The organism is Nocardiopsis ganjiahuensis DSM 45031 (assembly GCF_000341085.1).
GTDB lineage: Bacteria > Actinomycetota > Actinomycetes > Streptosporangiales > Streptosporangiaceae > Nocardiopsis > Nocardiopsis ganjiahuensis.
This window is the reverse complement of the sequence record NZ_ANBA01000007.1, coordinates 1-12,230: the sequence shown is the minus strand read 5'-3', so window position 1 is coordinate 12,230 and position 12,230 is coordinate 1. Positions and strand designations below refer to the sequence as shown.

General features: G+C 70.7%; 11 protein-coding genes. 4 read left to right on the top strand and 7 right to left on the bottom strand.

Annotated features, from left to right (window positions below; genetic code table 11):
- Window positions 1–67: 67 nt before the first annotated feature.
- Window positions 68–499, bottom strand: a complete 432-nt coding sequence (locus tag D458_RS0106745) for a CU044_2847 family protein (RefSeq protein WP_239647918.1) — start codon at window positions 497–499, stop codon at window positions 68–70.
- Window positions 500–883: 384 nt separating this feature from the next.
- On the opposite strand from D458_RS0106745, the gene D458_RS0106740 reads away from it, so the two are divergent.
- Window positions 884–1,525, top strand: a complete 642-nt coding sequence (locus D458_RS0106740; protein ID WP_017585961.1) for a restriction endonuclease — start codon at window positions 884–886, stop codon at window positions 1,523–1,525.
- An 809-nt stretch (window positions 1,526–2,334) separates the two neighbouring features.
- Here the strand turns inward: D458_RS0106740 and D458_RS36920 are convergent.
- The gene (locus D458_RS36920; RefSeq protein ID WP_017585960.1) at window positions 2,335–2,499 is read right to left on the bottom strand and encodes a hypothetical protein; all 165 of its coding nucleotides are present in this window, start codon (window positions 2,497–2,499) and stop codon (window positions 2,335–2,337) included.
- An 81-nt stretch (window positions 2,500–2,580) separates the two neighbouring features.
- The gene (locus D458_RS0106730) at window positions 2,581–3,543 is read right to left on the bottom strand and encodes a bile acid:sodium symporter family protein (protein ID WP_017585959.1); all 963 of its coding nucleotides are present in this window, start codon (window positions 3,541–3,543) and stop codon (window positions 2,581–2,583) included.
- A gap of 235 nt (window positions 3,544–3,778) precedes the next feature.
- Between D458_RS0106730 and D458_RS0106725 the strand changes: the two genes are divergently transcribed.
- Entirely contained in the window at window positions 3,779–4,342 is a 564-nt protein-coding gene (locus D458_RS0106725) for a restriction endonuclease (protein WP_017585958.1), read from the top strand.
- A 216-nt stretch (window positions 4,343–4,558) separates the two neighbouring features.
- Here the strand turns inward: D458_RS0106725 and D458_RS0106720 are convergent, their stop codons facing one another.
- The 4 genes from D458_RS0106720 to D458_RS0106705 form a co-directional block, all read right to left on the bottom strand.
- Window positions 4,559–5,470: a carbohydrate ABC transporter permease gene (locus tag D458_RS0106720; RefSeq protein ID WP_017585957.1), complete on the bottom strand. Its 912-nt coding sequence runs from the start codon at window positions 5,468–5,470 to the stop codon at window positions 4,559–4,561.
- A complete protein-coding gene (locus D458_RS0106715) occupies window positions 5,467–6,846 on the bottom strand; it encodes an ABC transporter permease (protein WP_017585956.1) in 1,380 nt (459 codons plus the stop codon). Before D458_RS0106715 ends, D458_RS0106720 begins: the two co-directional genes overlap by 4 nt.
- A 99-nt stretch (window positions 6,847–6,945) precedes the next feature.
- Entirely contained in the window at window positions 6,946–8,289 is a 1,344-nt protein-coding gene (locus D458_RS0106710; protein WP_017585955.1) for an ABC transporter substrate-binding protein, read from the bottom strand.
- A gap of 14 nt (window positions 8,290–8,303) precedes the next feature.
- Complete coding sequence (locus tag D458_RS0106705) at window positions 8,304–9,500, bottom strand: ABC transporter ATP-binding protein (protein WP_026119059.1); 1,197 nt, start codon at window positions 9,498–9,500, stop codon at window positions 8,304–8,306.
- Between the two features lie 258 nt (window positions 9,501–9,758).
- Between D458_RS0106705 and D458_RS0106700 the strand changes: the two genes are divergently transcribed.
- On the top strand, window positions 9,759–10,454 hold the full coding sequence (locus tag D458_RS0106700) for a response regulator transcription factor (protein WP_017585953.1): 696 nt from the start codon (window positions 9,759–9,761) through the stop codon (window positions 10,452–10,454).
- Window positions 10,451–11,821 carry a sensor histidine kinase gene (locus D458_RS0106695; RefSeq protein WP_017585952.1) on the top strand — a complete coding sequence of 457 codons (1,371 nt, stop codon included), beginning with the start codon at window positions 10,451–10,453 and terminating at the stop codon, window positions 11,819–11,821. The genes D458_RS0106700 and D458_RS0106695 overlap by 4 nt, the downstream gene beginning before the upstream one ends.
- Window positions 11,822–12,230: the final 409 nt, after the last annotated feature.

Here is a 12,230-nt window from a genome sequence, read left to right as displayed (position 1 = left end):
GTTCTCCCAACGCTCCGGGGTCGGCTCCCGGTTTCCGAAAACCCGGGTCATCGGCTGAACTGGCAGGTCACCCGTTCTTCCACTTCAGGCTCACGGAGAAATTGGCCTCGGTGGTCGTACTGGCTATGACCACGTCCGCTTCGGCGGACAGCGAGATCCCGAACTCCAGAGCGATCTCGTCCGGAGCATCGGCCATGCCCTTGAACCGTCCGACGAAGTTCTCCGCCACAGGTCGCACGGTGTCGAGCATGTGCCCGAAGGTCTGCTTGGCCCGTGCCACGGAACGGTCGCCACGTCCCACCCGCACAAGGGAGTCGTCCGTACCGACGATCTGCACAAGGACCGTTTCCGTACCACCGTCGTCCAGGGGGACTTCAACCGTGCGGGAAAAGCGTTCATTCATTTCGGACTCCAGCAGTCTGGGGGTGAAAATTCTAACGAATCCGATGTTCTCCGCGCCACCATTCGTGAAAAACATAGCCCTGCCTCGAGCCGCCATCACTTCCACCTGCGCTTTTCCGGAAAAACCAGAAGCGGGAGAAAGACATCTCCCTCCGGCCGAAAAACCGGAGAGCGACGAACGACCTCGGTACAACCTTTCCGATTCACCCTCTCCGACGTGCGCGAAAGCATCCCGACGCCGTGCGGACCGAACAACTCCTCCGGCGTCAGGCGGCAGGAGCGGGTGTCGGTTCGCCAGGTGCTGATCCTTCCTTCGGACCGGAGCCACTGCCACAGCGGGCCCGTACCCGAGCGAGGGCCGTGGGGACGGCTGTCCCGTTGCCCGGGAACCTGCCCGAAACGGGGTGGGGCGGTGGGGAGGGCCACAGGGGCGGCTTCCCGCGGGCCGTGATGACCGGGCGACAAAGGGAAGGTGGGTGACATGAAGGACACCTCCTCCCCCACGAACGACAGGACGAACATCGGCGTGCACACGGGGCGCTGGCTCTGGGCCCACCGGTACGCGCTGGTACTGGCCTCGGTCATCGCGCTCATGCTGGGGGCCTGGATCGCGCAGAGCGCGGAACCGCCGGGGGTGTGGTTGGCGGGCGCGCTCGTGGTGGCCGCGGCGCTGTGGTGGGCGCGGGGGTACGTGAGGCTGTCGCGGCAGCGACGGGCCCTGGAACTGGTCGACCTGTCCGAGGTGGACCTGATGCCGGGCACGGAGTTCGAGGAGCACGTGGCCGGTCTGATGCGGGTGCACGGCTACACCGCCGTGACGGTCGTGGGCGGCGCCGACGACGGGGGCGCCGACGTGGTGGGGCGCTCCCCCGACGGACATCCGGTGGTGGTGCAGTGCAAGCGCTGGGCCGTTCCGGTGCCCCCGAACGAGGTACGCGCCTTCATCGGCGTGCTCCACAGCGGCTACGAGGGTTACGAGGGGCTCTTCGTCTCCTCGAACGGTTTCACCGAGGCCGCGGCCCAGGAGGGGTCACCGCACATGGTGCTCGTGGACCGGGAGGGTCTGCGCCGATGGATGGCGGGGATCGAGGCGCCGGAGCCGCCCCGGGGCCGATCCCGGTAGCAGAGGACTTACCGCAGTTCAGGGCAGGGTTCCGGATTTTTTCGAGATGGTGCTCCGAAACCTTTGGGGTACTCCGACCACGGGAGTCCTTGGGACTCTCGGGGAAGTCCCGGTCCCTCTGCTGCTCCTCACAGCTCAGGGGTTGGGGCGTACGGGGCAGCCGTTGGCTCGGGTGCCCCGTGGGGTCCCGGTCGCGGCGGGGCCCGTCCGGTCCTTGAGCCCCGAGTTTCTCCGGCAGATTCCCGTGTTGGTACCCCCGCCGCCCGTCGGCGGGGGTCAGCGGCATGTTCGGGGACATGGAGGTGCCGGGACCCTCGTGGGCCCCGGCCCGGCGGGTCAGCGGGTCGGCGGAGGGCATCTGTCGTCACGGGGTTGGGGTAAGCCGGGTCTTCTGGGTGAGGGGGCGTGCGGCACGCTCTTCCTTTCCGGGGTCACTGGTAACCGCAGCGGGGAGGCCGTCGCGGGTGGGGGACGTGGACGCGTCCGGGTGGGCGGCGAGGGCCCGGGCAGAGGGCGGGCGCGGAGGCGTTCGGCGGGTTCGGGGGCGGCATGCACACGACAGGGCGTTCGACGAGGGCACCCGGGGCCGCCAGGAGGGCGAGCACGAGAAGCCCGGAGCAAGGGGCGAAGCGTCGGTGGCGCTCAGGCATGGGATCAGCCTTACAGCCACAGCGTGCACGCGTGGTTGCTTCGGGTGAGCACCGGTGACCGGTTCAGGTCAGGGCCACGAGGTGTGGAATCCGGGATTCGTGGAACTCCGCACCGCTTGACGTGCGCCTATCCGGGTGAAGTGGGGCATACGCGGCCGCCTAGCCGAAGAGCTCCAGCAGTAGCACGACCAGGCCGATGGCGAGCATCGCGAAGAACATGAAGTAACAGCCCACGTTCCCCGTGGGGCCCGGGTCGCGGGTGGGGCCGCGGTGGATGTCGTTCTTCCCGCGTCCGGGCTTGCGCTTCTTCTTTCGGGCGGCCACGTGATCCGTCCTCGTGTTGCTCGGGGGATTCCGGAGGCAGAGCGTGTCACGCGGGCCGGGGCCGGGGCAACCCTCGGCGTGTCAGGAACGCTCGGCTTCCTCCGCGGGCTCCGCGTCCTTGGGTGCCCTGCGGGCCCAGTAGGTGGCGACGGCGGCACCGGACAGGTTGTGCCAGACCGAGAACAGGGCCCCGGGCAGCGCGGCGACGGGTTCGAAGTGGGTGGTGGCCAGGCTGGCGGCAAGCCCGGAGTTCTGCATGCCGACCTCCACGCTCACGGCGCGGCGGGCGGTTTCGGGCATCTTGCCGAAGTAGCCCACCAGGTAGCCGAGGAGCAGGCCCAGGGTGTTGTGCAGGATCACGGCCAGGGCCAGCAGCAGTCCGGTGGTCAGCACGGCGTCGGAGTTGGCGCCCACCACTCCGGCGACGACCAGCACGATGCCGGTGACCGAGACCAGAGGCATCAGCGGGAGGACCGGGGTCACGAAGCGGTCGGCGAAGGTGCGCAGCAGCAGGCCGGCGACGACGGGGAGCAGCACGACCTGGAGGATCGACAGGAACAGGTCGCCCGCGGAGACCGGCAGGGTCGAACCGGCCAGGCCCAGGACCAGCAGCGGGGTCACGAACGGCGCCAGCATCGTGGAGATCGAGGTCATCGCGACGGACAGCGCCACGTCACCGCGGGCCAGGTAGACGATCACGTTGGAGGAGGTGCCGCCCGGTGAGGCGCCGACCAGGATCATGCCGACCACCAGCAGGGGCGGCAGGGCGAAAGCGTGGGCGATGCCCCAGGCCAGCAGCGGCATGACCGTGTACTGGGCGACCACGCCGAGCAGGACGGCCTTGGGGTGCTTGGCCACGATCGCGAAGTCCACCGGGCGCATGGTCAGACCCATGCCGAACATGATGATCCCCAGCAGCAGGGGCACGTGGGGGGCGATGAGGGCGGTCTGCGCGGGGACGAGGAGCCCCACGATCGCGCCGACCAGGACCAGGACCGCGAACCACTTGCCGACGAAGTCGGCGACCTTCTTGATGACCTTCATCGTCCACTTCTTCCCACGTCGTACCCGGGGTGTCCCGTCCGAGTCCACGGCACACTACTCCCCGCGCCGCGAACGGCACCCCACCGGGGCGGGCAGGAACGGTCACCGCTCCGTTACGGGGACTCCGTATCCTCCGAACGGGTTTCGGAGCGCTGGGAGGCACGTGGTCGTACGACGTGGAGGACGCAGGCGCCGGGGGCGGCGCGGGAGGAAGTGGACTCGAAGGCTCCGGGGCGTGCTGCCGCTGACGGTGGTGGCGCTCTTCGTGGGGCTGGGGTGGCTGTACGAGAACGCCGATCGCCCGCTCGTGTGGCTGTTCGTCGCTCTGGTGTCCGTGGTCGCGGCTGCCGTGCTGGGCTGGTGGGCGTGGTCGCGGATCCGGCGGGCCCGGGAGCGCTGGATCGTCTCGCGCACCGGGATCGCGGGGATCGACACGATGTCGGGGACGGAGTTCGAGGAACACGTGGCGCGGCTGCTGCGCACCCACGGCTACACGCGGGTGGCGGTGGTCGGCGGCGCCTCCGACGGAGGGGTGGACGTGCGCGCGCAGACCCCCTGCGGCAGGCCGTTGGCGGTGCAGTGCAAACGCTGGCGCAAGCCGGTTCCGCCCAACGAGGTCCGGGCCTTCCTCGGCGCGCTGGCCGGTAGCCACCGCGGTTACGTGGGGATGTTCGTCGCCTCGAACGGGTTCACCAGGGAGGCCGTGCGCGAGGCCGGAGACGGAATGGTCCTCGTGGACCGGCATGACCTGGGGCTGTGGATGGCCGGGGAGCGCGCCCCGGAGCTGCCACCGCTCTGAGGCCGGCGCATCCGCTCCAGCGGCCGGTACCGGGCGTGGGCCCGTCCTTCGGTACCGGTGCGGCGCCGCGTCGGGTCGGTGCCGGGGACACGGGGGCGGGCCCCGCGGGTGGAGTGAGCCCGCGGGGCCCGGGACGGCCGGGAGCGGTCGGGAACGAGGGAGTGTGACCGGGGCCGTCTGGTTCGGGGGGCCTTCTGCCGGGTCTGCTGCGGGGACCTACTTCCCGGAGCCGGCGAAGACCCCTTGGACGAAGTGGCGCTGGAAGGCGAAGAAGACCAGCAGAGGTACCAGCATGGACAGGAAGGCTCCCGAGGCCAGGACGTCGATGTTGGTGCCGAACTGGCGCAGTTGCGAACGCAGTGCCACGGTCAGCGGGGCCGAGTCGGGGCTGGTGAACACCAGGGCGACCAGCATGTCGTTCCACACCCACAGGAACTGGAAGACCGCCAGGGAGGCCAGGGCCGGGCGGGCCACCGGCAGGACAACCTTGCGGAAGATCCGCCACTCGCCGGCGCCGTCCATGCGGGCCGCCTCCAGCAGGTCGCGGGGGATGTTCACGAAGAAGTTGCGCAGCAGGAAGACCGCGAACGGCAGCCCGAAGGCGACGTGGAACAGGATCGCGCCGGTGATGGAGCCGAAGATGCCCAGGGCCCCGTACAGCTGGGAGATGGGGATCAGAGCTGCCTGGATGGGCAGGACCAGCAGGCCGACGACGGCCACCATGATCCAGTCCCGGCCGGGGAAGTCCATCCACACCAGTGCGTAGGCGGCCAGGGCCCCGATCCCCACGACCAGCAGGGTCGAGGGCACCGAGATGTAGACGGTGTTGAGGAACGACTGGACGAGGACGTCGTTGTCGACCAGTGTCCGGTAGTTGTCCAGCGTGAACTCGGTGGGCTTGAGGAGGACCGTCCACCAGCCGCTGTTGGTGTTGTCGGCCTCCGAGCGGAGCGACACCAGCAGCAGGCCGATGATCGGCACCATCCAGAACAGGGCGACCAGGGTCAGTGCGGTCTGGAGGGTGCCCGAGCCCAGGCGGGAGACGAGCCGGGAGGCCGGTCCTCGGCGTGGAGCGCCGGAGACCGACACCTCCACGACGGAGGGAGACTGCTGGGACGTGGTGTTCACGAGCGCTCCCGTCGGAATCGGCGGATGTTGAAGTACATGATCGGCAGGACGAGGACCAGCAGGAGGACCACGAGCGCACTGCCCAGCCCCTGGTTGCCGCCGGCGCCGAAGGACACCTGCCACATCTGCAGGGCGATCACGCCGGCCTCGGACTGGACCGACCCCGGTGCGATCACGAACACCAGGTCGAAGATCTTCAGGACGTTGATCATCAGGGTCACGAACACCACGAGCAGCAGCGGCCCCAGGAGGGGGATGGTGACCTTGCGGAACACCTGCCACTCGGTGGCGCCGTCCACCCGGGCCGCCTCCAGGGCGTCCCTGGGGATGGCGGCCAGTCCCGCCGCGATGAACGTGATGGCGAAGCCGGTCATGATCCACACCCACGAGGAGATGATCACGGGGGTGATCAGTGTGGGCCCCAGCCAGGTCAGGCCTCGGAAGGGTTCGGTGAAGTTGTCCGCGGCCAGGTGGACCTCGTACTCGCCCGGCTCCAGCCCGGTCAGGGTGAAGCGGCCGTCGTCACCGCTCGTGGTGCTGGCCACGGTCTGGCCGTCCTGGAGGGCGTCGACGGTCATGCGGGGCATGCCGTTCTCGCCGTCCTCGATGACCCCCGCCTCGCCGCCGAGGGCCACGTCCAGCCAGACCACGCCCTCGATGGTGTCCCCGACCGGTTCGGGATCGGCGGCCTGGACGGCCTGTTCGGGCACGTCCGTGGGGCGGATGCCGACCAGCGGCAGGGTGGCGGTCTCCCCCGGCTCGTAGCCCCGGGTGGTGGTGAACCCGCCGCGGGTGGTGTCCGGGGCGAGTTCCTCGCCGCGCGGCCGGGCCCCGGGGTACTCGGAGGGCGAGGCGAACGTGTCGTGCACGGTCACCACGGCGGCGTTGACCACGCCGCGGTCGGGGTTCTCGTCGTAGACCAGCCGGAAGATGATGCCGGAGGCGAACAGGGAGATCGCCATGGGCATGAACAGCAGCACGCGGAAGGCGGTGGCCCAGCGGACGCGCTCGGTGAGCACCGCGAAGACCAGGCCCAGGCCGGTGACCAGCGCGGGGGCGACCAGAACCCAGATACCCGTGTTGCGGATCGCGGTGAGGGTGCGGTCGTCGGTGAACATCCGGGCGTAGTTGTCGAGTCCGACGAACTGCGAGCCGGAGGCGTCGAAGAAGCTCCGCACCACGGAGTACACGGCCGGGTAGGCCAGGAAGACGCCGAGGAAGAGCAGGGCTGGGAGCAGGAACAGGGTGGCGGGGCCGAACAGGCGCCGCCAGCCGGGGCGGCTGCCGTCCGGCGGACCGCTGCGCGGGTTCCCCGGCGGGGTCCCGGCGCCGCGGGTCGCGCCGTCGGCGGCCTTGGGGTCGTTGGTCGTGGTCATAGCGTCGGTGAGCTCCGGTTGGTTCCCATGGGCGCGAGTCGGTTCCCGTGGGCACGGGCGTCGGTTCCCGTGACCGTGTCGTCGGTTGCCGAGGGCACGTCAGTTCCCGTAGGCGCGGGTGGCCTCGGCCTCGAGCCGCTCCATGGTCCCCTCGACGTCGGAGGGGTCGGACAGGAAGTCCTGGAGGGTCTGCCACATGCCGTCTCCGACGGTGGCCCCGAAGGCGGCGGGCTGGAGGTCGGACAGGTCGAAGCGCACGCTGTCACCGGCGAGGACGATCTGTTCGGCGACCTGGCCCAGGACCGGGTCGGCGTAGTCGTCGGCGGTCAGGTTCTTGTTCGGGGAGACGAACCCGCCGATGGCGGCCCACTCCAGTGCGGCCTCGTCGGTGGCGAGGAAGCGCAGCAGCTCCATGGTGGCCTCCCTGTCGCTCATCGCGACCGCCGCGTCGCCGGCCACGACGACGGCGTCGCCCTCGCCCCCGGTGCTCGGGAAGGGGAACACCCGGGCGGTCTCACCCACGGCGGCGTTGGTGCTGGCGGTGACGACCCCGCCGATGAAGTCGGCACCCACCACCATGGCGGCGTCCGGGTCGTCGCTGTAGACGTTGACCACGGAGGTGGGGAAGTCGGTCTGGAGGCTGCCGCTGCCGCCGCCCAGCATCAGCTGTTCCTCGGCCCACACCTCGGCGAGGGTCTCCAGGGCGACCTCGACGCTCGGGTCCGTCCACGGGATCTCGTGCGCGGCGAGCTGGTCGTACATCTCCGGGCCCGCGGTCTGGAGGTAGACGTTCTCGAACCAGTCGGTGAGGACCCAGCCGTCGGCGCCGGCCACGGACAGCGGGCTGATCCCGACGTCGGCCAGGTTCTCCGACAGCTCGACGAACTCCTCCCAGGTCTCCGGCGGCACGGCGCCGGTCTCGGCGAAGAGCTCGTCGTTGTACCAGACGAGGGACTTGTTGGCGACCTTGAGGTAGACGCCGTAGGGGGTCTCGTCGACGGAGCCGATGTCGGCCCAGGCCCCGGCCATGTTCTGGTCGAGGGTCTCGACGACCTCGTCGGAGAGCGGCACCAGGACGCCCTCGTCCGCGAAGTGCTCGATCAGCCCCGCCTGGGGGATGAGCGCCACATCGGGCTCGTCGCCGCCCTGGATGCGGGTCTGGAGGACGGTCTGGAGGTCGTCCCCGGCACCGCTGTAGGAGACGGTGGCTCCGGTCTGCTCCTCGAAGAGCGCGAGGACCTCCTCGAAGGCCTTCTGCTCGTCGCCGGCCCAGGGACCGACGATCTCCAGGCTCTGGCCGTCGAGGTCGGCGCCGGAGGCGGCGGAGTCTCCGTCGCCGCACGCGGTGGCGGCGAGGGTGAGGCAGAGCGCCGCGGCCGCACCGCTGAGGAGACGGTGGCCGCCGAGAAGACGGGAGTGGTGAAGGGTGGTACGTGCTGACATGGGGGGAACGCTCCTCAGGAGTCGTGGATCGCGGTGCCCGTGGCCGGGTCGAAGAACTGGAGTCGTTCGGTGTCGACGGCCACGGAGATGGTCTGGCCCTCGAACACATGGGTGCGGGGGCTGAAGCGGCCGACGAGTACGACGCCGTCGGCGGTGGCGGGGAGGGTCTCGTCGGTCCCGGCGTCACGGGCGAGTTCGCGGGTGTCCTCGGTGACGACGGGCGCGGCGTCCAGGGGGAAGTGCACGAGGACGTCGGAGCCCATGGCCTCGACGAGGTCGGCCGCCGAGGTGAGGGTGGCCCCTTCGGTGGCGCCGACGATCTCGGCGTCCTCCATGTCCTCGGGCCGGATGCCCACGACGACCTTGGCTCCGGCGTAGCCGCGCAGGGCGGGGCGCCGGTGCAGGAGGCTGTCGGGCAGGTCGAGGTACTGCTCGCCGATCCGGACGCGGAAGCGGCCGTCCTCCTCGTGGAGTTCGACGCAGATCAGGTTCATGCCGGGCGAGCCGACGAAACCGGCGACGAACAGGTTGCAGGGGTGGTCGTACAGCTCCTGGGGCGGTCCGACCTGCTGGAGGACGCCCCGCTTCATCACGGCCACCCGGTCGCCCAGGGTCATCGCCTCGGTCTGGTCGTGGGTGACGTAGACCGTGGTGACGCCGAGGTCGCGCTGGATGCGGGCGATCTGGGCCCGCATCTGTACCCGGAGCTTGGCGTCCAGGTTGGACAGGGGTTCGTCCATCAGGAACGCCCGGGGCTCGCGGACGATGGCCCGGCCCATGGCGACCCGCTGGCGCTGTCCGCCGGAGAGGTTGCCCGGCTTGCGGGTGAGGTGCTCCTCCAGTTCGAGGACGCGCGCGACCTCGCGGACGCGCTTGTCGATCTCGGCCTTGGGGACCTTGCGCAGGCGCAGCCCGAACGCGATGTTCTCGAAGATGTTGAGGTGCGGGTAGAGGGCGTAGGACTGGAAGACCATCGCCACGTCCCGGTCGCGGGCCGGCATGTCGTTGACGACCTGCTCACCGATGCGAACGGTGCCCTCGCTGATCTGTTCCAGGCCCGCGACCATGCGCAACGCGGTGGTCTTGCCGCAGCCGGAGGGGCCGACCAGCACCAGGAACTCACCGTCCTGGATGTCGAGCGAGAGGTCGTTGACGGCGCGGGTCCCGTCCGGGTAGACCTTGCCCAGGCTGTCGATCACGATTTCTGCCACGACACCTCCGTGGAACGGGCACGGGAGCGCCCGGTAGTAGGTCAGGCCGGTGTTGGGGGAACGCGCCCCTGTGACGCGCACCACCACCGGCGATGTGTGACGACAGTAATGTCGCGCTCCCTAAGGAAGCCTTAACGCAACATCTCTATCGACTTAAACCGAGCGGCCCGTGCCACGGTCGGGTCACAGCTTCGTTTCGCCTGCCCAGATGGGGTTCCCGGGCTCGTGCGGGCGTTCATCGTTGGTTAACGTGTGCGCATGGCAACGGTCTTGCTGGTCGAGGACGACCAGACGGTGCGGGGAGCCCTGGTTCGGGCGCTGAGCGGTCTGGGGCACGTGGTGCTGCCCGTGGGCACCGCCCTGGACGCTCTGCGCGAGGCCGCCGAACACGAACCCGACCTGGTCATCCTGGATCTGGGGCTGCCCGACCTGGACGGCGCGGCGGCACTGCGGATGCTGCGCGGGCACAGCGACGTCCCGGTGATCGTGGCGACGGCGCGCGGCGACGAGCAGTCGATCGTGCGCCTGCTCAACGACGGGGCCGACGACTACGTGGTCAAGCCCTTCTCCAGCACCCAGTTGGCCGCGCGGATGAACGCGCTGCTGCGCAGGTCGGGCAAGTCCTCCTCCGGCGCCGCCTCCCCGGGCGACCTGAAGGTCGGGGAGCTGTCGATCAGTCTGACGCGTCGCCAGGTGACGCTGGCGGGACGCCCGTTGGAGCTGTCGCGCCGCGAGTTCGACCTGTTGGCGTACCTGGCGGAGCACACGGGCCGGGTGGTGAGCCGACGGGAACTGGTGGAGGCGGTCTGGCACCAGCACCCGTTCGTGGGCCACGACCAGACCATCGACGTGCACATGTCGTGGCTGCGCCGCAAACTCGGGGAGAGCGCGAGCCGGCCCCGGTACCTGTACACGGTGCGGGGTGTGGGGTTGAAGCTGGTGGAACCGGTTTGAGACGGCTGCTGGCCCGCGCCGTCAGCCTCGCCACGGTACTGGTCGCGATGGTGATGATCGGCGTGACGGGGCTGTGGGCCTGGTGGGAGGCGCGCGAGCGGGCCGAGGCGGACGTGCGGGCCCAGGCGAGCGCGGTGGCCTCGGTGGCGGAGGTGGACCCCGACCCCGCCCTGTTGCGGCGCGTGGTGGCTTCGACCTCGGCGGGGGCGCGCGGCCATCTGGCGGTGCACCTGCCCGACGGCACGACCGTGGGGGCCAGCCGGGCGCGGGGTTCGGACGTGGCGGCCGTGCGGGGCTCCGGCGCGGGGTTCGAGGACGTGGTCGAGGCCGAGGACGGAACGGCGTACCTGGTGGCGGTGGTCGCCACGGAGGACGGTGCTCGGGAAGGCGGGGCTTTCGAGGGCGGCGCGTCCGTGGTGGAGGTGTACCAGCCCCGGTGGGAGGCGACCACCGGTCTGGGCAGGGCCTTGGGCGGGCTGGTGCTGGTGGCGGTGCTGGCGGTGCTGGGGGCCGTACTGATCACCGACCGCCTGAGCCGGCCCGCGCGGCGTGCGCTGCGCGCCCTGGCGGACACGGCGGTGGCGATCGGCGGGGGGCGGTTGAACGCCCGGATACGGGTCCACGGGCCGCGTGACCTGGTGGTGCTCGGCGAGTCGATCAACGCCATCGGTGAGCGTGTGCAGGGGCTGTTGACCAAGGAGCGGGAGATGGCCGCCGACGTCTCACACCGGCTGCGCACCCCGCTGACCGCGCTGCGGTTGGACACCGAAACCCTGCCCGGAGCGGAGGGCGAGCGGATCAGGGAGGCCGTCGCGACCCTGGAGCAGGACGTGGACGCCATCATCCGCGACGTGCGCCCCCACGAACCCGCGCCGGAGGCCGAGCGCGCCTGCGCCCTGTCCGAAGCGGTGGCCGACCGGATGGGGTTCTGGTCGATGCTCGCCTCCTACCAGGGGCGGGAAGTGACCCTGGAGCTGCCCGAGTCCCCTTGCCGGGTGGCGCTGACCAAGGACGAGTGCGTCGCGGTCCTGGACTCCTTGGTGGGCAACGTCTTCCGGTACACCCCGGCGGACGGGCCGTTCGCGGTGGCACTGGTGGAGTACGCGGGATGGGTGACGCTCATCGTGGAGGACGCGGGGCCCGGTTTCGCGGACCCCGCGGGGGCGCTGCGGCGCGGCACGAGCGGGGGCGGCTCGACCGGGCTCGGGTTGGACATCGTGCGGCACGCGGTGGAGGCGACCGGAGGCACCGTGCACCTGGAGCGCGGGAAATTGGGCGGTGCCCGAGTACGGGCGCGGTTCGCGCAGCTGGACGTCGCGCACGAGGAGGAGCAGCCGCGGGCGTGGCGGCTGCACCGCTCGGGCTGAGGCGGAGGCGGGTCGGGGCGTAGGCGGGTGGGAGCGGGCACGGCGGACGGCGGACGGCGCGGAGCCGGCGGCGTAGGCGGGCACAGCGGACGGCGGCCGACGCGGAGCCGGCGGTGTCGACGGGGACGGTGGAACCACTGGACCTCTGGACCGGCGGGGGTCCAGAGGTCCAGGGTTTTCTGCCCTGCGTTGTGTGACGGCGGCCGCTCCCGCCGCCGCGGGTGCGGGGGGGGAGAGCGACCGCCTTCGACCGGTGGGGCCCGCGTGCCTTCCCCGGCCGGGGTGGGGCGGGCGCGGAAGCTAGTGGCGCAGGTCCAGGAGTTGGGCGCAGCGGATCAGGCCCAGATGCGAGTAGGCCTGCGGGTGGTTGCCCAGCGCCCGCTCGGTGACCGGGTCGAACTCCTCGGGG